This is a genomic window from Flavobacterium cauense R2A-7, assembly GCF_000498475.1.
Classification (GTDB): Bacteria; Bacteroidota; Bacteroidia; order Flavobacteriales; family Flavobacteriaceae; genus Flavobacterium; species Flavobacterium cauense.
The window spans coordinates 250,718-270,471 of the sequence record NZ_AVBI01000001.1; the positions used below are offsets into that span (position 1 = coordinate 250,718).

A 19,754-nucleotide genomic window follows, 5' to 3' on the forward strand; every position below is an offset into this window, starting at 1 on the left:
TTAAAACTTTGGAAACTTTTTTAGTGTTAAAAGTTTCCGTTTTACATTTGTACCGAAATTTAATAGCAGTTATAATGATTACAGCACTTATATTTATCTTAGCATCAACGCTTTCCGCATTCCTGTTTATGAAACAGGCGCAATTTGGAAAAACTCCGAAAGGGGAACGTTTGAAAAGAATTAAAGTATCCGTGAATTATTCCAACGGCGCATTTCAAAATCAAAGTCCGACGCCCGATTTAACCGAAGGCGCGAATTTTTATTCCGTGGCCAAAGAATTTCTTTTCACCAAAAAAGAGCGAAACAAACCATCCGAAGCAATCATTTCACTGAAAACCGATTTGTTGCAGTTGGATCCGGAAAAAGACGTTATGGTTTGGTTTGGCCACTCCTCCTATTTCATGCAGATTGACGGAAAGAAAATTTTGGTCGACCCGGTTCTTAGCGGATCTGCTTCACCGATTTCTTTTACCACGAAAGCATTTAAAGGCAGCAACAACTATTCGGCAGAAGATATTCCTGCCATCGACTACCTTTTCATCACCCACGACCATTGGGATCATTTGGATTACAAAACCGTTAAAAAACTGCAATCCCGAACTGGGAAAGTAATTTGCGGGTTGGGAACCGGAGCGCATTTGGAACATTGGGGATTCACAAAAGATCAGATTATCGAGAAAGACTGGCACGAAACGATTCGTTTGGACATGGGCTTTTCGGTAACTACCGTTCCGGCAAGACATTTTTCGGGTCGCGGATTCAAACGCAATCAGTCGCTTTGGATGTCGTACGCCTTACAAACCCCATCATTAAATATTTACATTGGCGGCGACAGTGGTTACGATGCGCACTATGCAAAAGCCGGAGAAGCATTAGGTCCATTCGACATCGCTATATTGGAAAACGGACAGTATGACAAAAGCTGGAAATACATCCACATGCACCCGGAAGAAGTCCTTAGAGCAGCAAAAGATTTAAAAGCAAAGCAGCTGTTTCCGGTTCATTCCGGGAAATTTGCTTTGGCCAATCACGATTGGGACGAACCGCTTAAAAGAATATGGTCTTTAAGCAAAGTAACGGATACCGCATTAATAACACCCCGAATTGGAGAAATTGTATACTTAAAACAACAACAAAAATTCACAAAATGGTGGGAGTTTACCAATTAAAGTTGAACTTGATATATCAAAATTCGTTCTGAACCCACTATCTTCAAGACTTAAACCGAATGTTAAATAATTGTGAAAACCAAGGAAACTATTTTTGTGTTAAAAGTTTCCGAAGTAAATTTGCACAGAATTTATAAAAATTATGAAAGAGAAAATAATGCGTAAAGCAAGCGACATGTTCTTAAAACTTGGTTTTAAGAGTGTTACCATGGATGACATCGCAGGCGAAATGTGTATTTCCAAGAAAACCATCTATAAATATTTCTGCAATAAAGAAGTACTGGTGGAAGAAACCACCGAAAGAATTCACAATGATGTTCATGAAAAAATAGAAAGTATTGTCGCTAAAAACTACAATGCTGTCGAAGAAAATTTTGAAGTTAGAAAGATGTTTAAGGAAATGTTTAAATCCTATGATACATCCCCGGTGTATCAGCTGAAAAAACATTATCCGGCGATTTACGAGAAAATCATTACCGAAGAAGTTCAGGCCTGTAGCGTGTTTTTTGAACAGAATATCCTTAAAGGCATTGAAGAAGGCCTGTACCGGAAAGATCTCGATATAAAAACGGCTGTTCAATTTTACTACACCATCATTTTCAGCATCAACGAGAACACAATTTATGAAAAAGAAGCACAAGCACTGGAATTACAAGCTTTAGAATACCACACCAGAGCCATCGCTACTCCAAAAGGCATTACCGAACTAGAAAAACAATTGCAAAATCCTAATATATAACCATTCATCAATGAAAAAAATAACATTCATACTCCTGTTTCTTTCCGGCTTGTCTGTGAGTGCGCAGGAAATTAAAACACTCACTTTAAAAGATGCCTTGCAGTATGCACTGGAAAACAAATCCGATGCCAAAAAAGCAAAACTGAGTGTTGAAAACAGTAACCATCAAATCGCTGAAGTGCGATCCAGAGCGTTACCGCAAGTAAACCTTAATGGAGGATTGACGTATAATCCTATTTTACAGCAAAGTGCCTTACCCGGTGAAATTTTCGGACAGCCCGGAGCGGTAGTTTTAGTGCCTTTCGGACAAAAATGGAACAGTACGGCAACCGCGACATTAACGCAAAACCTTTTTGACCAATCGGTATTTACAGGTTTAAAAGCGGCAAAAACCACTAGAGAGTTCTACATCATCAACCAACAATTAACCGAGGAACAGCTGATTGAAAAAGTAGCCGGAAGTTATTATCAGGTGTATGTATACAAACAAAAGCTCGCCAATGCAGAAAGCAATCTTGCCAACACGAAAAAAGTACGTGACATCATCAAAGGACAATTTGACAACGGTTTGGCCAAAAAAATTGATTTGGACCGTATTTCGGTAAAGGTAAGCAACATGGAATCAGCACGCCAACAATTAATCAATGCAGTACAATTACAGGAAAACACCTTGAAATTTTTTATCGGAATGCCGATGGAACAAGCCATTCAATTGCCTGAAAACACCATTGAAGTAACCGCTGAAGCTTTTACTGAAAAAGTAGAAATGAGCAAAAGAACCGAATTGGCATTGCTTAAAAAACAAGAACAACTATACCGTTTTCAGAAAAAATCCTATTTAGCGGAGTATTATCCAACACTTTCACTGAATGCCAATTACGGTTACCAAGGTTTGGGTAAAGAATTCCCTTGGGGCGCTAAACCGGCAGACGGTGTGTATTGGACCGACTTCTCCTCTATCGGATTAAACATGAGAATTAATGTATTCAACGGTTTTTCTACCCGTTCTAAAGTCCGCCAGGCTGAAGTTAGCTTAAAGAAAACGGAAGAAGACATTAAAGACACGGAATTGGCCTTAAACTATGGTTTTGAAAATGCTAAGACACAAATCAACAACAGCGTAATCAATATTAAAACGCAAAAAGAAAACGCAAATCTGGCACAGGAAGTTTTAAACAATACCAAAAACAATTACATCAACGGATTGGCTTCTTTAACCGAATTATTAGATGCCGAAACCGCTTTAACAGAAGCCCAGAACAACTACACAACAGCACAATTGGAATACAAATTGGCAGAAATACAAATCATCAAATCAAAAGGAGAATTAAAAAATTTAGTAAACTAATCATCACATGAACAAAAAAATAATCACAGTCATAATCATATTAGCATCCTTAGGACTAATCGGATTTATTTTAAGTAAAAACAAAGCAAGTAACGAGGCAAAAACCGCTGTTGTTGCTGAAACCAATGCAACCGTTGTGGTTAAAACCGATACCGTAAAAACCGAAATCGTTTCTCAGGACTTTCTTGCGAACGGGACCTTTGCACCGTCTCAGGAGTTGAATTTTTCGGCTGAAAAATCCGGAAAAGTAATCAGTGTTCTGGTAAAAGAAGGTGACCGTGTAAGCGCCGGACAAACCCTTGCCGTAGTTCGTGGTGATGTTATCAATGTGGAAGCCCAAACCGCAAATGCCAACTATCAAACAGCTTTAAACGATTACAACCGTTTCGAGAGCGCCTTTAAAACCGGTGGTGTAACCAAACAACAACTGGATCAGGCAAAAATGAACATGATTAACGCCAAATCGCGCATGACACAAGCCAACATTAATGTAGGCGACACAAGAATTAAAGCGCCATTTAGCGGAATCATCAACAAAAAATACATCGAAGTGGGAACCATCTTAAGCGGAATGCCTCCTACACAAATGTTTGAAATCGTAAACGTTTCCAAATTGAAACTAAATGTTACCGTAAGCGAAAATCAAATTGCAGGTTTAAAAATCGGTTCGCCAATTAAAGTTAAAGCCAGTGTTTATCCGGATAAGGAATTTAACGGAAAAGTTACCTTCATCGCTCCGAAAGCCGACGCCAGTTTAAACTTCCCGGTAGAAATTGAAATCAGCAACAATGCCGCAAGCGAATTAAAAGCGGGTATGTACGGAACTGCTGAATTCTCTTCTGCGGAAACCAGCAAAACTCCGCTAATGATTGTTCCGCGTACTGCTTTCGTTGGAAGTGTGAATGCCAACCAGATTTTCGTAATGGAAAAAGACGGCACAGCGAAACTAAAAACCGTAACCGCAGGCAGAATTTTAGGTGAAAAGGTAGAAATTCTTAACGGATTGGCGAATGGCGACATCGTAATTACCAGCGGACAAATCAACTTAAATGACGGAACAAAAGTTACGGTAATTAAATAAGCATCAGTCAACTATGAAATTAGCAGAGATATCTATTAAACGTCCGTCACTGGTCGTGGTATTGTTCACAATACTAACGCTGGGAGGATTGTTCAGCTACAGCCTTTTGGGCTACGAATTGATCCCGAAATTCGAACAAAATGTAATCAGTATTGCTACCATTTATCCGGGCGCTTCGCCAAGTGAGGTGGAAAATACGGTGACTAAAAAAATAGAAGACGCGATTGCTTCGATGGAAAACATCAAAAAAATCGATTCCAAATCCTATGAAAGTTTATCAACTGTTGCGGTACAGTTAACCAGTAACGCCGATGCAGATGTTGCTCTAAATGATGCCCAACGTAAAATCAATGCCGTAATCAGTGATTTACCGGACGACGCGAAACAACCTTCGTTAAGTAAATTCTCGTTGAGTGACTTGCCGATTATGACCATTGGTGCCAACGCAAAAATGGATGAGGCGGAGTTTTTCGACTTAATCGACAAAAAAATCAAACCAATCCTTTCCCGTGTAAACGGTGTGGCACAAGTTAACCTGATTGGCGGACAGGAACGTGAAATTCAGGTAAACATGGACGCTGATAAAATGAAAGGTTTCGGATTATCAGTACCACAAGTTCAACAAGCGGTTCTGGCTTCCAATTTGGATTTCCCTACCGGAAACATTCAAACCAGAGATCAGAAAATTCTAATCCGTTTGGCCGGAAAATATAAAAACGTAGACGAATTGCGTAATCTGGTAATTGCCAGTAAAAACGGAATTCAGGTGCGTTTAATGGACGTGGCCGATGTTCAGGATGCCCAAAAAGACGTGGAGAAAATCGCCCGTGTGGATCAGAAAAACGCGATCGTTTTACAAATCGTTAAACAATCCGATGCGAATGCGGTGGATGTAAGTGAGCACGTTCAGAAATTAATCGAAGATTTAAAAACCGATTACAAAAAAGAACAACTGCAATTAGACATTGCCAACGACAGTTCGGTATTTACCTTAATGGCGGCCGATTCGGTAATTCACGATTTAATTTTAGCCGTTTTATTGGTGGCTTTGGTAATGTTGTTCTTCCTGCACAGTGTGCGTAACTCTTTAATCGTAATGGTTTCGATTCCGGCTTCCCTAATTGCAACCTTTATCGGATTCTTATTATTGGATTATACTTTAAACTTAATGAGTTTATTAGGACTTTCATTGGTAGTAGGAATCTTGGTGGATGACGCGATTGTGGTTTTGGAGAACATTTACAGGCACATGGAGATGGGGAAAAACCGTGTCCGAGCCGCGTATGATGCAACTGCCGAAATTGGTGGTACCGTAACTTCGATTACCTTGGTAATTGTGGTGGTATTCCTTCCGATTGCAATGAGTACCGGATTGGTGTCTAACATCATTACGCAATTCTGTGTCACCGTAGTAATCTCAACGTTATTATCCTTATTATCCTCCTTTACCATTGTGCCTTGGTTGTCCTCACGTTTTGGTAAATTGGAACATATCGAAGGGAAAAACCTTTTCGGAAGAATTATTTTAGGTTTTGAAGCGCAATTAACCCGCTTTACCAACTGGGTAAGTGATATTTTAGTATGGGCTTTGGCCAATAAAATCAAAACCATTATTGTGGTTGTGGTATTGTTCTTCAGCTCCTTATACATGGTTGTCGGAGGTTATGTGGGAGGTGAATTCTTCGCGCGTTCCGATGCCGGAGAGTTCTTAGTGCAGATTGAAATGCCGAAAGACGCTTCCTTGGAACAAACCAACTTCATGACCCAAAAAGCGGAAGCTTTCCTTAAAAAACAGGAAGATGTAACCAATCTGATTACGACGGTCGGACAAACTTCTGAAGGATTCTCCGGAACGCAGGCTACCGCTTACAAATCGGAAATCCGTGTGAAAATGGTTTCTCAGGACGAACGTGAAGACGACTCGTATGTGTATGCAGCGAAAATCAAACGTAAATTACAACAGGAATTGGTGGGTGCAAAAGTAAAAACCGTGGGGATGAGTATCATGGGAACTGCTGAAGAAGCGCCGTTAGCCTTGGTCGTTACCGGAACAACTTTAGACAGTGCGATGGTATTCGCGAAAGCTGCCGAAAAAGAATTGTACACGATTGCCGGAGCCTCCGAAATTAAACTTTCCGTAGAAACCGGAAACCCGGAAGTAAACGTTCAGATCGACCGTGATAAAATGGCCGCTTTAGGTTTGAATTTACAAACGGTGGGATTAACGATGCAAACCGCGTTCAGTGGTAATACCGATGGGAAATTCCGTGCCGGTGAATACGAATACGACATTAATTTACGCTACAATTCCTTCAACCGAAAAAACATTGAAGACGTAAGTAACCTAATTTTTGTAAACGACAAAGGCGAACAGATCAAACTGTCGCAATTTGCCAGCATTAAAGAAGGATCCGGACCGAGTCAGCTCGAGCGACGCGACAAAACGGCTTCGGTAACAATCAAAGGGCAAACCGTAGGACGTCCTACTGGAACGGTTGCGGCAGAATGGCAGGCTAAATTTGAAAAACTGCACAAACCAACCGGCGTAAATTACGTTTGGGGTGGAGACATGGAAAACCAGACGGAAGGTTTCGGTACGTTAGGATTTGCTTTATTGGCTGCGATTATCTTGGTTTACTTAGTAATGGTAGCGTTGTACGACAGTTATGTGCACCCGTTTGTGGTATTGTTTGCCGTACCGTTATCGTTTATCGGAGCCTTGCTGGCGCTTGGTTTAACGAACAACTCGTTAAATATATTTACCATTTTGGGTATTATCATGCTAATCGGATTGGTGTGTAAGAACGCGATTATGTTAGTCGACTTTACCAACCAGCGTCGTGCGGCAGGTGAAACTGTTCACACGGCTTTAATTCAGGCGAACCACGCACGTTTGCGTCCGATTTTAATGACCACCATTGCGATGGTATTCGGTATGTTACCGATTGCCTTAGCTTCTGGTGCCGGTGCCGAATGGAAAAACGGATTGGCCTGGGTTATCATCGGAGGATTGATTTCTTCGTTGTTCTTAACCTTGGTTATCGTACCGGTTATTTATGATATCATGGAAAAAATCGTTCATAAATTCACCAAAGGAAAAGCAACCGATTACGGAGCTTTAATGGTAGAAGCCTACGAACACAAAGAATTAAGTGAAGACGGATTCAATCCGAAACACGAGATGTAATTGATTAATTTAATTTGTTGAAGAACCGCTGCAGTGATGTGGCGGTTTTTTTTATGCTTTAAGATAATGTTCAAACCAGGACACCGCCAAATCGGCAACCTGTTCCATCGCACCGGGTTCTTCGAAAAGATGAGTCGCGCCATCTACGATTTCAAATTGGCGGATACAGGATAGATTTTCATAGGCAAACTGATTTAGGTCAATCACTTCTGAATCGCGTCCGCCCACAATTAATAACGTAGGCGCGGTAACAGATGGCAACACAGTAAAGGCCAAATCCGGACGACCGCCACGGGAAACGACCGCTTTTATCATCGGTCCGAAATAAGCCGCGGCTCCCAACGCCGATGCCGCTCCCGTACTGGCGCCGAAATAACCGATTGGCAATGCTTTCGCAACTTCTGTCTTTTGCAGCCATTGGGTAACTTCAATCAGCCGTTGGGTAAGCAATTCGATATCAAATCGTTTTTCATAGTCCTGATCTTCTTCTTCCGTGAGCAAATCAAACAACAAACTTCCCATGCCATGCTTGCGGATAAACTGTGCGACAAAGGTATTTCGCGTACTGAATCGGCTGCTCCCGCTACCGTGTGAAAAAACTACGATTCCGAAAGCCCCGCCCGGAATAATCAAATCGCCTTTTAAAGTCACCGAAGCCAACCGAATGTCTGTTTCCATCTTCCCTTTTTTAATATAAATGTTTTGCATCGTTAAGTAACCGAATTACTTCCTCATCTTCCACCTGATTAAAAACTTCGTAAAAAGCGCCTACCGCTTCAAAATAATAGGGCGCAATCAGAAAAACAAATTCATCTGCTTTTTGTCGGAACACTTCCACATTATCAGAAGGCACCACGGGTACGGCTACGATAATTTTTCCGGCATTCTTTTTACGCAACATTGCAATACTCACCAAAACGGTACTTCCCGTTGCGATGCCGTCGTCCACCACGATAACGCTTTTACCTTCCAGATCCGGAAATGCAGCATTGCCCATATAAAGCAACTGTTTTTCCAACAATACTTTTCGTAATCGTACTATTTCGTTTTCAATATAATCTTCGGGCAATTGGATATGCTCGTTAATGATTACAGAATCCAAAGAAACCGAACCTACCGCATATTCTTTATTGGCCGGATGCCCTATTTTTTTGGAAAGCAAAATGCCTAAGGGAAGTTGCAATCGTTTCGCAATTTCATACCCCACCGGAACACCGCCCCTAGGAATGGCAAGCACCACGGCATCAGTAGCTTTATATCGGAGTAATTTTTCAGAGAGTAATTTCCCTGCTTCGGTTCGGTTGGCAAACACATCGGATTCCATAAGACAATTTTAAAACAAACTATAAAGTTACTGAAAATCAATACTTTAATAATCATATTGTCGCAAAAGAAATTCAATAAAATTTGAGAATAATGCATAAAAAAATGGCTGTCACTACGCTGTAACAGCCATTCCCCTTTAAAGATACCGATTCTATAATCAGTACACAGTATTATTCTTTTTTGGAAACCAAACCGTGATTAATTTCTGTGTACTAAAGCATCTTTAGACCATGTTTTAACATCCGAGATTTTACTTTTTGTATAATCTACTTCTGCTAACGTTGCATTATTCCAAAAAAACCATTTCCCGGTTTTCATGCCGTCTGCATATTCTCCCATAGATTGTTTTGATCCGTCTTCGTTAAAGGCAACCCATTTTCCGTGCAGTTTTCCATCTTTATAGAAACCTTCCTGTTTTACCTGACCGTTATCATAGTAATAGGTAGCTTTTACCATTTTACCAACAATCTCATATTTAGGTTCGATATTTTGCGCGAATACTACTCCTGTAAACAATAACAATCCTGCAATTAAATTCTTTTTCATAGCGTTTGTGTTTTAATAGGTTAACAATAACAGTATCGAAATTACAATATATTTTACATTAAAAAAACTTTTACTTAACAATTTGGTAACATTGATGCAAAACTTAACACAACAAAGTAAAATCTTACAGATTTAAAATTATGCTTTTAATTAAAAAGCTAGGTTTCAAAGTCGGAAAATAAAACTTAAATTTGCTACAAATTTTATAATAATGTACAGAAGTCATAACTGTGGAGCTTTAAACGTTTCACACATCAATACCGAAGTTACCCTAGCCGGTTGGGTACAAAAATCACGCGATAAAGGATTCATGATTTGGGTGGATCTGCGTGACCGTTACGGCATTACGCAATTAATTTTCGACGAAAGCCGTACCGACAAAGCTGTTTTCGAAGCTGCCAAATCCCTTGGTCGTGAATTTGTGATTCAGGTAAAAGGAACAGTTATCGAACGCGAATCGAAAAACCCGAACATGGCTACCGGCGATATCGAAATTTTGGTTTCACAACTGACAATCTTAAACGAAGCGATTACACCACCGTTCACCATTGAAGATGAAACGGATGGCGGAGAAGACATTCGTATGAAATACCGTTACTTAGACATCCGAAGAAATCCGGTAAAAAACAGCTTATTGTTCCGTCATAAAGTAGCGCAGGAAGTTCGCAATTATCTTTCGGCTCAAGATTTCTGTGAAGTCGAAACCCCTTATTTAATCAAATCCACTCCGGAAGGCGCGCGTGATTTTGTGGTGCCTTCGCGTATGAATCCGGGTCAGTTTTACGCCTTGCCGCAATCGCCGCAAACCTTCAAACAATTATTGATGGTAGGCGGCATGGACAAATATTTCCAGATTGTGAAATGTTTCCGTGATGAAGATTTACGTGCCGATCGTCAGCCGGAATTCACCCAAATCGACTGCGAAATGGCGTTTGTGGAACAGGAAGACATTCTGAATGTTTTTGAAGGATTGACCCGACATCTATTAAAAGAAATTAAAGGCATTGAAGTAGAGAAATTCCCAAGAATGACCTACGAACATGCCATGAAAACCTACGGTAACGACAAACCGGACATCCGTTTCGGAATGGAATTCGGCGAACTGAATGCAGTCGCGCAACATAAAGATTTTGGTGTATTTAATTCGGCAGAATTGGTGGTCGGAATTGCGGTTCCGGGCGGAGCTTCCTACACAAGAAAAGAAATCGATGCTTTTATTGACTGGGTTAAACGACCTCAAATCGGAGCTTCCGGAATGGTCTATTGCAAATTGGAGGCCGACGGCAGTTTAAAATCATCGGTAGATAAATTCTACGATCAGGAAGACTTAAAAAAATGGGCAGAAGCTACAGGTGCGAAACAAGGCGATATCATTTTCGTTTTATCCGGACCGGCAAACAAAACCAGATCGCAATTAAGCGCACTGCGTATGGAAGTGGCCACCCGTTTAGGTTTACGCAAACCGGACGAATTTGCACCGCTTTGGGTGGTGGATTTCCCTTTATTGGAATTCGACGAAGAAAGCGGACGTTACCACGCCATGCATCATCCGTTTACCTCACCGAAACCAGAGGATATTGCCTTATTGGCTACCAATCCGGGGGCTGTAAGAGCCAATGCTTATGATATGGTTTTGAACGGAAACGAAATTGGCGGAGGATCGATTCGTATCCACGACAAGGAAACACAACAGTTGATGTTCAAATATTTAGGGTTTACCGAAGAAGAAGCCAAAAACCAATTCGGCTTCTTAATGGATGCCTTCCAATTCGGAGCACCACCACACGGAGGTTTGGCCTTTGGTTTGGATCGTCTGGTAGCCATTTTGGGCGGACAGGAAACCATCAGAGATTTCATTGCCTTCCCGAAAAACAACTCCGGAAGAGATGTGATGATTGATGCACCATCCATGATTGACAATTCCCAATTGGAGGAACTCTCGATAAAACTCAACGTAAAACAATAATCAGAAAGCGGCCACAGGTCGCTTTTTTTTTGATTATTTAATATTTATTTAACTTTTATTTGAAGTTTTCAATACTTAAACACTTTTTTTAAAAATTTTTTATCAAAAACTTGTTTGCTTTAGAAAAAATTATATCTTTGGATTATTATTAATTATTTTTTTATTACAGAATGCGAACAGGAAAAGTAAAATTCTTTATTGAATCAAAAGGTTACGGATTCATTACTGACGATGAAACAGGTAATGACATCTTCGTTCATGCAACAGGTCTTAAAGCGGAAGGTTTAAGCGAAGGAACGAGAGTATCTTACGTAGAAGAAGAAGGAAGAAAAGGTAAAGTAGCTGCTGATGTAGCTGTTATCGAAGACTAATATATATTATTTTTTGATTACCTAGAAGGCTAACCGCTCCAAATTGGAGCGGTTTTTTTATATAAGAATTTTCAGAAAAACACTAACAACGGCGTGTTAATTATTTGGAATTAGTCTAAATATGTTTTACATTTATAAGCACGATAACGCCAAAATCATTAAAAAATTACGTTGCGTTTAAAGTTAAGGAATGTATATTTGTGAATTCTTTCATAAAAAAGAGACTAAGCCATGCATACAAACCAAATCGATTACATTCCTATTGCAATGCAATTACTTCTGGCTGTGGGATTTGTGGTAACTACCATCATAATTTCCGGCTTTTTAGGACCGAAAAGACATTCGAAGAACAAAGACAAAAACTTTGAGTGTGGAATCGAGTCAGTGGGTAATGCCCGAATTCCATTCTCAGTAAAATATTTCTTGGTTGCCATTCTTTTCGTGCTTTTCGACGTGGAAGTAATTTTCATGTACCCTTGGGCCGTAAATTTCAGAGAAATGGGCTGGGACGGATTAGCCAAAATGGGCATCTTTATGACACTTCTGGTTATTGGTTTCTACTATGTAATCAAGAAGAAAGGTTTAGAATGGGAATAAAAATTTAAGACGATGAGCGATTCACCAAAATACAATACGGTAGCGGCTCCGGAAGGATATGCCGGAGAAGGTTTTTTTGCTACCAAATTAAGCGATGTGGTTGGTCTTGCAAGAGCCAACTCCCTTTGGCCTTTACCTTTTGCCACTTCTTGTTGTGGAATTGAATTCATGGCTACCATGGCTTCACATTACGACGTAGCCCGTTTCGGATCCGAGCGTATGAGTTTCTCTCCGCGTCAGGCCGATATGTTACTGGTAATGGGAACCATCGCTAAAAAAATGGCCCCAATTTTACGTGAAGTTTACGAACAGATGTCAGAGCCCAAATGGGTTATCGCTGTAGGAGCTTGTGCTTCTTCCGGTGGTGTTTTCGACACCTATTCCGTACTTCAGGGAATTGACAAAGTAATTCCGGTAGACGTTTACGTTCCGGGTTGCCCGCCAAGACCGGAGCAAATTCTGGACGGTATCATGAAATTACAGGAAATTGTAAAAAATGAATCCGTACGAAGAAGAAGTTCCGACGAATACAACGATTTATTAGGTTCTTATAACATCAAATAAAATGGCTTTAGAAACCTCAGTAATACAAAATAAACTTATTGAAAACTTCGGATTAAAAGTATCCGATTTTGTTCAAATCCACGATATTTTTACTTTCGAAGTAACGCCGGAAGCCATCGTAGAAGTAATGCAGTTTTTAAAAGACGACGCAACACTTCGTTTCAATTTCCTAACCGATGTTTGCGGTATTCACTACCCGGATTATGAGGTAAGCCGTCAGTTCGCTGTGGTATACCACATGCACAATTGGGTAGACAATGTCCGCATCCGCATCAAATGTTACTTAAACGCTGAAAATCCGGAAATCGACACCGTTTCGAATTTATTCTTAAGCGCCAACTGGCAGGAAAGAGAAACGTATGATTTCTTCGGAATCATCTTCAAAGGGCATCCACAGTTAAAACGTATTTTAAATATGGATGAAATGACGTCTTTCCCAATGCGTAAGGAATTCCCATTGGAAGACGGCGGAAGAACAGACAAAGACGACCGCTTCTTCGGAAGAACAACACAAAACTGTTAATAGAACCCTGAAATACTTTTAAAGCACAATGTCAGACCTATTATTATCACCGGAAAAGCGTTACGCTAACATCATCGAACAAAGAAGAAACGAAGATGGCAGCGAGCTTTCTATTCTGAATTTAGGACCAACGCACCCTGCCACCCACGGAATTTTCCAAAACATCCTTTTAATGGATGGGGAACGTATCGTAGACGGAGAAGGAACCGTAGGCTACATCCACAGAGCTTTCGAAAAAATTGCCGAAAACCGACCGTTTTACCAAATTACTGTGTTAACCGACCGTATGAACTATTGTTCGGCGCCGATTAACAACATGGGTTGGTGGATGACGCTGGAAAAAGCATTAGGGGTTGAAGTTCCAAAACGTGTACAATACCTTCGTGTTATTATAATGGAATTAGCCCGTATTGCCGATCACATTATCTGTAACTCGGTTTTAGGGGTAGATACCGGAGCCTTGACAGGTTTCTTATACGTATTCCAGTTCCGTGAAAAAATCTACGAAATCTACGAAGAAATTTGTGGCGCCCGCTTGACAACCAACATGGGACGTATCGGTGGATTCGAAAGAGAATGGAGTCCGGCAGTTTGGGAAAAACTGAACAAATTTCTTGAAGAGTTCCCTCCTATCTGGCAAGAATTCGAAAATTTATTGACCCGTAACCGTATTTTCATGGATCGTACTATTAATGTAGGTGCGATTTCAGCCGATAAAGCCATTAGCTACGGATTCACAGGACCAAACTTACGTGCGGCCGGTGTGGATTATGATGTTCGTATCATGCAACCGTATTCTTCGTATGAAGATTTCGACTTTAATATTCCGGTTGGAAAATCAGGAGACACTTACGACCGCTTCTGCGTGCGTAACCAGGAAGTTTGGGAAAGTTTAAGCATCATCAAACAGGCCTTGGCTAAAATGCCGGAAGGTCCATACCATGCAGATGTTCCGGATTACTACCTTCCTCCGAAAGACGACGTTTACACAACAATGGAATCGTTGATCTGGCACTTTAAAATTGTAATGGGTGAAGTACCGGTGCCGTTAACCGAAGTATACCATCCGGTAGAAGGCGGTAACGGGGAATTAGGTTTCTACTTGATTACCGACGGAAGCCGTACACCATATAGACTACATTTCAGAAGACCTTGTTTTATATATTATCAGGCATTTAACGATATGGTAAAAGGCCAAATGCTATCCGATGCGATTGCAACCCTTTCCAGTCTTAACGTAATTGCCGGTGAATTAGACGCATAATGATTATGGAAAAATATACCTACAAACAAGACATAAACATGACGCCGGAACTGATGGCCCGCATTAACGTGCTGTTGAGTCATTATCCGGAAGACAAGAAAAAATCGGCTTTACTACCAGTATTGCATGAAGTGCAAGATGCTCATGACAACTGGTTGAGCTACGAATTACAGGAAAAAGTTGCCGAAATTTTAAACATACAACCGGTAGAGGTTTTCGAAGTGGTTACCTTTTATACCATGTTCAACCAAAAACCCATCGGAAAATACATGTTCGAGTTCTGCCGCACTTCTTGCTGTATGATTCGCGGTGCCGAAGACATGATGGATTATACCTGTCAGAAACTAGGCATCAAAGAAGGGGAAACCACAGTAGACGGAATGTTTACCGTAGTGGGTGTAGAATGTTTAGGTGCTTGCGGTTATGCGCCGATGATGCAGTTAGGCGATTACTACAAAGAACACCTTACAAAAGAGAAAATCGACGAAATCATCACCGATTGCAGAGCGGGCAAAGTAATTTTACACGATAAATAGTCATGGGAAGAAAGATATTATTAGACAAGATAAATATTCCGGGGATCAAAACCTACGAAGTCTATCGCGCTAACGGTGGCTATGCTTCTGTGGAGAAAGCATTGAAAACATTAACTCCGGATGAAGTAACTGAGGAAGTAAAAACATCTGGCCTTCGCGGTCGTGGTGGTGCCGGTTTCCCAATGGGACTGAAATGGAGTTTTATTGATAAAAAATCAGGTAAACCAAGACATTTGGTTTGCAATGCCGACGAATCCGAGCCAGGAACGTTCAAGGATCGTTTCTTAATGGAATACATTCCGCATTTGTTAATCGAAGGAATGATTACCTCAAGTTATGCCTTAGGCGCTAATTTGTCGTACATCTACATTCGTGGCGAATACATGTGGGTGTTTAAAATTCTGGAAAGAGCCATCAAAGAAGCCTATGCGGCGGGTTGGTTAGGAAAAAATATTTTAGGAACCGATTTCTCCTTGGATTTGCACGTGCACTGTGGTGCCGGAGCGTACATCTGTGGTGAGGAAACGGCCTTAATCGAATCCTTGGAAGGAAAAAGAGGTAACCCAAGAATCAAACCACCATTCCCGGCGGTTAGTGGTTTGTGGGCGAATCCAACGGTGGTAAACAACGTAGAATCGATTTCTGCGGTACCGTGGATTGTTATGAATTCCGGAGAAGAATATGCAAAAATCGGAATCGGACGTTCAACCGGAACCAAATTGATTTCGGCATCAGGCCACATCAAAAACCCGGGTGTTTACGAAATTGAATTGGGCTTATCGGTAGAAGAATTCATGAACTCCGACGAATATTTGGGCGGAATGATGAACGAAAGACCGCTGAAAGCATTGGTACCTGGAGGTTCTTCAGTGCCAATTTTACCGGCAAATTTAATTTACAAAACCGCAGCCGGGGAAAATCGCCTGATGACCTACGAATCGCTAAGCGACGGCGGATTCGCAACAGGATCCATGTTGGGTTCAGGAGGTTTCATCGTTTACAACGACACGGCTTGTATCGTTAGAAATACTTGGAATTTTTCCCGTTTCTACCACCACGAATCGTGCGGACAATGTACGCCATGCCGCGAAGGAACCGGTTGGTTGGAAAAAGTGTTACACCGAATCGAGCACGGTCACGGAAGAATGGAAGACATCGATTTGCTTTGGGATATTCAAAGTAAAATTGAAGGAAACACCATCTGTCCTTTAGGTGACGCGGCTTCATGGCCGGTAGCAGCAGCGATCCGTCACTTCCGAGAAGAATTTGAATACCATGTTCGCTTCCCGGAAAGAATAAAAAACAGAGATCACTTTGTGAATGAACCTTTTGAAAAAGTAAGAAACTTAGTTTAAAGTTATACGTTGAAGCCCCAAAATCTTCAACAACAAACAAAATAGTTATGAAAGTTACTATAGACGGACACGAAATAGAAGTAGAACCAGGAACCACCATCCTGCAGGCTGCCCGAATGATTGGAGGCGAAGTTGTTCCTCCGGCAATGTGCTACTACTCCAAATTAAAAGGCAGTGGCGGAAAATGCCGTTGTTGTTTAGTGGAAGTATCCAAAGGAAGTGAAGCCGACCCAAGACCCATGCCAAAATTAATGGCATCGTGTGTTACCGGCTGTATGGACGGTATGGAAGTAAACAGTTCTGCATCACCAAGAGTGGAAGAAGCCCGAAAATCGGTTACCGAATTCTTGTTAATCAATCACCCGTTAGATTGCCCGGTTTGCGATCAGGCCGGAGAATGCGATTTGCAGAATTTAAGTTTCCAACACGGAAAATCGGAAACGCGCTTCATCGAAGAAAAAAGAACGTTTGAACCGGAAGATATCGGGGATAAGATTCAGTTACACATGAACCGTTGCATTTTGTGCCAGCGTTGTGTTCAGGTTGCGGATCAGTTAACTGACGGACGTGTTCACGGGGTTATGAACCGAGGGGACCACGCACAGATTTCTACGTGTATTTCTACTGCGATTGACAACGAATTCTCCGGAAACATGATTGACGTTTGTCCGGTAGGTGCTTTAACCGATAAGACATTCCGATTCAAATCGAGAGTTTGGTTTAACAAACCGTACAACGCCCACAGAGATTGTGATAAATGTTGCGGAAAAACAACCGTTTGGATGTTTGGTGACGAAATTCAAAGGGTAACGGCTCGTAAAGACGAATTCCATGAAGTGGAAGACTTCATCTGTAACACCTGTCGTTTTGACAAAAAAGACGTTAAAGACTGGGTAATCGAAGGTCCTCGTAAATTCGAGAAGTTCTCGGTTATCAACAGAAATAAATACGCTATCCACCCTCCAAAAGTGGAAATCCAAACAGAAGCTCAAATCTTATTAGGCCGCGAGCAGGATATGAAGAAAATCAGTATGGTGGATGTTCCTTTAAAAACTAACGGTAATTCTAAATCATAAAACATGGAGAGTACAATTATCATAGAAAAAGGAATTTTCATCGTAATTATTTTTGCCCTTACCATGGTTATGGCCATGTATTCCACATGGGCAGAACGTAAAGTAGCAGCGTGGCTTCAGGATCGTATCGGTCCGAACAGAGCAGGACCGCTTGGTTTATTACAACCGCTTGCCGATGGTTTAAAATTATTTTCCAAAGAAGAATTCATCCCAGATACAAAAAACAAATTTTTATTCCTTGCCGGTCCTGCCATTTCAATGAGTGTGGCATTAATGACCAGCGCGGTTATTCCGTGGGGAGACAAATTACAAATTGGTGGAAGAGATGTAATACTTCAGGCCACTGATATTGATGTAGCGCTATTATACATCTTTGGAGTATTATCCATAGGCGTTTACGGAATCATGATCGGAGGTTGGGCATCCAACAATAAATTCTCGTTAATGAGTGCAATGCGTGCCGGTTCCCAAATGATTTCGTATGAAGTTGCGATGGGACTTGCGGTCATTGCTTTAGTAATGATGTCAGGTACGTTGAGTTTAAGAGAAATCGCGGCACAACAATCCGGTATGAACTGGAATGTTTTCTACCAACCGGTAGGATTCATTATCTTCTTGGTGTGTTCTTTTGCGGAAACCAACAGAACACCTTTCGATTTAGCAGAATGTGAGGCCGAACTTATCGGAGGATACCACACGGAATATTCTTCCATGAAAATGGGATTCTATTTGTTCGCCGAATACGCTTCCATGTTTATTTCATCTACAATTTTAGCCGTTTTATATTTTGGAGCTTACAATTATCCGGGAATAGAATGGGCGGTTGAAAACTGGGGCGTAAACATTGCCAACAGTATAGGAATAGCGGTTTTATTTGTAAAAATCTGTTTCTTCATCTTCTTCTACATGTGGGTACGATGGACGATTCCACGTTTCCGTTACGATCAATTGATGAATTTAGGATGGAAAATGCTGATTCCGATCGCCATTGCCAACATAGTTATCACCGGAATAGTAATTTTACTGGCCGATAAATTTTTATAAGAAATGTCACTAGATACAATTTCATTATCAGGAAAAAAAATGGAGGTTTCCAACAAAAAGATGTCTTTTTGGGAAAGCCTTTATTTAGTAGCGATAGTTAAAGGATTATTTATTACGATTCGTCACTTATTCACACGAAAAGTAACCATTAAATATCCAGAACAAAAACGCCCGTTAAGCCCGGTATACCGTGGTCAGCACATGCTGAAGCGCGACGATCAGGGAAGAGAAAACTGTACGGCTTGCGGACTTTGTGCCGTAGCTTGTCCTGCGGAAGCCATCACCATGAAGGCTGCCGAGAGAAAACCGGGAGAAGAGAAACTGTACAGAGAAGAAAAATATGCCGAAATCTACGAAATCAATATGTTGCGTTGCATTTTCTGCGGATTGTGCGAAGAAGCATGTCCGAAAGACGCCATCTATTTAACCGAATCCAAAGTAATGGTAGCCTCTGCTAGCAAACGTGAAGATTTCATTTACGGAAAAGACAAATTAGTAATGCCGTTAGAAATGGCGTTACGTAACAGTAAAAACAAAGTAAGTTAATCATGGGAGAAATTCTATTTTACATCTTAGCGTCAATCACCTTGGGAACCGCTTTGTTAACTATTTTAACTAGGAATCCTATTCACAGTGCCATTTATCTGGTAATCTGTTTCTTTTCCATTGCAGGACATTATTTGTTATTAAACGCGCAGTTTTTAGCACTTGTTCATGTTATTGTTTATTCAGGTGCCATCATGATTTTGATGTTGTTCACCATCATGTTGATGAACCTTAATAAGGAAGATGAAACGCATAAATCCATTGCCTCAAAAATTGCCGCCACCATTGCTTTCTGCTTGGTAGGTATCGTTTTATTAGCTGGTTTATTGAGAACAAAACCGGTAGTGGAAAGTTATTTCCAATCGGGAGAAGATTTCCAATCAATTAAGGTATTGGGTAAAGTATTATTGAACGAATATATGGTACCGTTTGAATTTGCTTCCGTTTTATTATTGGTAGCGATGATTGGAGCCGTATTAATTTCGAAAAAAGACAAACAAAAAGAAGCATAATTAT

General features: G+C 40.9%; 20 protein-coding genes. 17 read left to right on the forward strand and 3 right to left on the reverse strand.

Going from position 1 to position 19,754, the window contains the following annotated elements; all coding sequences use genetic code 11:
- Positions 1-74 precede the first annotated feature (74 nt).
- The 5 genes from FCR2A7T_RS01155 to FCR2A7T_RS01175 all read left to right on the forward strand — a co-directional run bounded on the left by FCR2A7T_RS01155 (position 75) and on the right by FCR2A7T_RS01175 (position 7,524).
- Positions 75-1,169 (forward strand): MBL fold metallo-hydrolase, encoded by a 1,095-nt coding sequence (locus tag FCR2A7T_RS01155; RefSeq protein WP_023569428.1) that lies wholly within the window; start codon positions 75-77, stop codon positions 1,167-1,169.
- A 142-nt stretch (positions 1,170-1,311) separates the two neighbouring features.
- On the forward strand, positions 1,312-1,908 hold the full coding sequence (locus tag FCR2A7T_RS01160) for a TetR/AcrR family transcriptional regulator (protein ID WP_023569429.1): 597 nt from the start codon (positions 1,312-1,314) through the stop codon (positions 1,906-1,908).
- 10 nt (positions 1,909-1,918) lie between these two features.
- Positions 1,919-3,256 (forward strand): TolC family protein, encoded by a 1,338-nt coding sequence (locus FCR2A7T_RS01165; RefSeq protein WP_023569430.1) that lies wholly within the window; start codon positions 1,919-1,921, stop codon positions 3,254-3,256.
- Positions 3,257-3,263: 7 nt separating this feature from the next.
- Positions 3,264-4,337, forward strand: a complete 1,074-nt coding sequence (locus tag FCR2A7T_RS01170; protein WP_023569431.1) for an efflux RND transporter periplasmic adaptor subunit — start codon at positions 3,264-3,266, stop codon at positions 4,335-4,337.
- 13 nt (positions 4,338-4,350) lie between these two features.
- Positions 4,351-7,524 carry an efflux RND transporter permease subunit gene (locus FCR2A7T_RS01175; RefSeq protein WP_035116804.1) on the forward strand — a complete coding sequence of 1,058 codons (3,174 nt, stop codon included), beginning with the start codon at positions 4,351-4,353 and terminating at the stop codon, positions 7,522-7,524.
- Positions 7,525-7,575: 51 nt separating this feature from the next.
- Here FCR2A7T_RS01175 and FCR2A7T_RS01180 read toward each other — a convergent pair whose 3' ends face one another.
- The 3 genes from FCR2A7T_RS01180 to FCR2A7T_RS01190 all read right to left on the reverse strand — a co-directional run bounded on the left by FCR2A7T_RS01180 (position 7,576) and on the right by FCR2A7T_RS01190 (position 9,396).
- On the reverse strand, positions 7,576-8,202 hold the full coding sequence (locus FCR2A7T_RS01180; RefSeq protein ID WP_023569433.1) for a dienelactone hydrolase family protein: 627 nt from the start codon (positions 8,200-8,202) through the stop codon (positions 7,576-7,578).
- Between the two features lie 10 nt (positions 8,203-8,212).
- Positions 8,213-8,848 (reverse strand): phosphoribosyltransferase, encoded by a 636-nt coding sequence (locus tag FCR2A7T_RS01185; RefSeq protein ID WP_023569434.1) that lies wholly within the window; start codon positions 8,846-8,848, stop codon positions 8,213-8,215.
- 200 nt (positions 8,849-9,048) lie between these two features.
- Positions 9,049-9,396 carry a toxin-antitoxin system YwqK family antitoxin gene (locus FCR2A7T_RS01190; RefSeq protein WP_023569435.1) on the reverse strand — a complete coding sequence of 116 codons (348 nt, stop codon included), beginning with the start codon at positions 9,394-9,396 and terminating at the stop codon, positions 9,049-9,051.
- Positions 9,397-9,607: 211 nt separating this feature from the next.
- On the opposite strand from FCR2A7T_RS01190, the gene aspS reads away from it, so the two are divergent.
- The 12 genes from aspS to FCR2A7T_RS01250 all read left to right on the forward strand — a co-directional run bounded on the left by aspS (position 9,608) and on the right by FCR2A7T_RS01250 (position 19,750).
- Positions 9,608-11,362, forward strand: a complete 1,755-nt coding sequence (aspS, locus tag FCR2A7T_RS01195) for an aspartate--tRNA ligase (RefSeq protein WP_023569436.1) — start codon at positions 9,608-9,610, stop codon at positions 11,360-11,362.
- Between the two features lie 170 nt (positions 11,363-11,532).
- Positions 11,533-11,733 carry a cold-shock protein gene (locus FCR2A7T_RS01200; RefSeq protein ID WP_023569437.1) on the forward strand — a complete coding sequence of 67 codons (201 nt, stop codon included), beginning with the start codon at positions 11,533-11,535 and terminating at the stop codon, positions 11,731-11,733.
- A gap of 231 nt (positions 11,734-11,964) precedes the next feature.
- Positions 11,965-12,330, forward strand: coding sequence for an NADH-quinone oxidoreductase subunit A (locus tag FCR2A7T_RS01205; protein ID WP_023569438.1), 366 nt, complete (start codon positions 11,965-11,967; stop codon positions 12,328-12,330).
- Between the two features lie 12 nt (positions 12,331-12,342).
- Positions 12,343-12,894 (forward strand): NADH-quinone oxidoreductase subunit B, encoded by a 552-nt coding sequence (locus FCR2A7T_RS01210; RefSeq protein ID WP_023569439.1) that lies wholly within the window; start codon positions 12,343-12,345, stop codon positions 12,892-12,894.
- Position 12,895: 1 nt separating this feature from the next.
- The gene (locus FCR2A7T_RS01215) at positions 12,896-13,417 is read left to right on the forward strand and encodes an NADH-quinone oxidoreductase subunit C (RefSeq protein ID WP_023569440.1); all 522 of its coding nucleotides are present in this window, start codon (positions 12,896-12,898) and stop codon (positions 13,415-13,417) included.
- Positions 13,418-13,445: 28 nt separating this feature from the next.
- Positions 13,446-14,681 (forward strand): NADH-quinone oxidoreductase subunit D, encoded by a 1,236-nt coding sequence (locus FCR2A7T_RS01220; protein ID WP_023569441.1) that lies wholly within the window; start codon positions 13,446-13,448, stop codon positions 14,679-14,681.
- 5 nt (positions 14,682-14,686) lie between these two features.
- Complete coding sequence (locus tag FCR2A7T_RS01225; protein ID WP_023569442.1) at positions 14,687-15,217, forward strand: NADH-quinone oxidoreductase subunit NuoE family protein; 531 nt, start codon at positions 14,687-14,689, stop codon at positions 15,215-15,217.
- Between the two features lie 2 nt (positions 15,218-15,219).
- Positions 15,220-16,572: an NADH-quinone oxidoreductase subunit NuoF gene (nuoF, locus tag FCR2A7T_RS01230; RefSeq protein ID WP_023569443.1), complete on the forward strand. Its 1,353-nt coding sequence runs from the start codon at positions 15,220-15,222 to the stop codon at positions 16,570-16,572.
- Positions 16,573-16,619: 47 nt separating this feature from the next.
- Positions 16,620-17,648 carry a 2Fe-2S iron-sulfur cluster-binding protein gene (locus FCR2A7T_RS01235; RefSeq protein ID WP_023569444.1) on the forward strand — a complete coding sequence of 343 codons (1,029 nt, stop codon included), beginning with the start codon at positions 16,620-16,622 and terminating at the stop codon, positions 17,646-17,648.
- Between the two features lie 3 nt (positions 17,649-17,651).
- Positions 17,652-18,692 (forward strand): NADH-quinone oxidoreductase subunit NuoH, encoded by a 1,041-nt coding sequence (nuoH, locus tag FCR2A7T_RS01240; protein WP_023569445.1) that lies wholly within the window; start codon positions 17,652-17,654, stop codon positions 18,690-18,692.
- A 3-nt stretch (positions 18,693-18,695) separates the two neighbouring features.
- Positions 18,696-19,238, forward strand: a complete 543-nt coding sequence (gene nuoI / locus FCR2A7T_RS01245; protein ID WP_023569446.1) for an NADH-quinone oxidoreductase subunit NuoI — start codon at positions 18,696-18,698, stop codon at positions 19,236-19,238.
- A 2-nt stretch (positions 19,239-19,240) separates the two neighbouring features.
- Positions 19,241-19,750 carry an NADH-quinone oxidoreductase subunit J family protein gene (locus tag FCR2A7T_RS01250; RefSeq protein ID WP_023569447.1) on the forward strand — a complete coding sequence of 170 codons (510 nt, stop codon included), beginning with the start codon at positions 19,241-19,243 and terminating at the stop codon, positions 19,748-19,750.
- The last annotated feature ends 4 nt before the right edge of the window (positions 19,751-19,754 follow it).

Coding starts and splice junctions, on each gene's coding strand:
- FCR2A7T_RS01160 (WP_023569429.1), top strand. CDS start 1,312: ATGAAAGAGAAAATAATGCGTAAAGCAAGCGACATGTTCTTAAAACTT.
- FCR2A7T_RS01250 (WP_023569447.1), top strand. CDS start 19,241: ATGGGAGAAATTCTATTTTACATCTTAGCGTCAATCACCTTGGGAACC.
- FCR2A7T_RS01200 (WP_023569437.1), top strand. CDS start 11,533: ATGCGAACAGGAAAAGTAAAATTCTTTATTGAATCAAAAGGTTACGGA.
- FCR2A7T_RS01165 (WP_023569430.1), top strand. CDS start 1,919: ATGAAAAAAATAACATTCATACTCCTGTTTCTTTCCGGCTTGTCTGTG.
- FCR2A7T_RS01215 (WP_023569440.1), top strand. CDS start 12,896: ATGGCTTTAGAAACCTCAGTAATACAAAATAAACTTATTGAAAACTTC.
- FCR2A7T_RS01190 (WP_023569435.1), bottom strand. CDS start 9,396: ATGAAAAAGAATTTAATTGCAGGATTGTTATTGTTTACAGGAGTAGTA.
- FCR2A7T_RS01235 (WP_023569444.1), top strand. CDS start 16,620: ATGAAAGTTACTATAGACGGACACGAAATAGAAGTAGAACCAGGAACC.
- FCR2A7T_RS01220 (WP_023569441.1), top strand. CDS start 13,446: ATGTCAGACCTATTATTATCACCGGAAAAGCGTTACGCTAACATCATC.
- aspS (WP_023569436.1), top strand. CDS start 9,608: ATGTACAGAAGTCATAACTGTGGAGCTTTAAACGTTTCACACATCAAT.
- FCR2A7T_RS01170 (WP_023569431.1), top strand. CDS start 3,264: ATGAACAAAAAAATAATCACAGTCATAATCATATTAGCATCCTTAGGA.
- nuoI (WP_023569446.1), top strand. CDS start 18,696: ATGTCACTAGATACAATTTCATTATCAGGAAAAAAAATGGAGGTTTCC.
- FCR2A7T_RS01205 (WP_023569438.1), top strand. CDS start 11,965: ATGCATACAAACCAAATCGATTACATTCCTATTGCAATGCAATTACTT.
- FCR2A7T_RS01185 (WP_023569434.1), bottom strand. CDS start 8,848: ATGGAATCCGATGTGTTTGCCAACCGAACCGAAGCAGGGAAATTACTC.
- FCR2A7T_RS01180 (WP_023569433.1), bottom strand. CDS start 8,202: ATGGAAACAGACATTCGGTTGGCTTCGGTGACTTTAAAAGGCGATTTG.
- FCR2A7T_RS01155 (WP_023569428.1), top strand. CDS start 75: ATGATTACAGCACTTATATTTATCTTAGCATCAACGCTTTCCGCATTC.
- FCR2A7T_RS01225 (WP_023569442.1), top strand. CDS start 14,687: ATGGAAAAATATACCTACAAACAAGACATAAACATGACGCCGGAACTG.
- FCR2A7T_RS01210 (WP_023569439.1), top strand. CDS start 12,343: ATGAGCGATTCACCAAAATACAATACGGTAGCGGCTCCGGAAGGATAT.
- nuoF (WP_023569443.1), top strand. CDS start 15,220: ATGGGAAGAAAGATATTATTAGACAAGATAAATATTCCGGGGATCAAA.
- FCR2A7T_RS01175 (WP_035116804.1), top strand. CDS start 4,351: ATGAAATTAGCAGAGATATCTATTAAACGTCCGTCACTGGTCGTGGTA.
- nuoH (WP_023569445.1), top strand. CDS start 17,652: ATGGAGAGTACAATTATCATAGAAAAAGGAATTTTCATCGTAATTATT.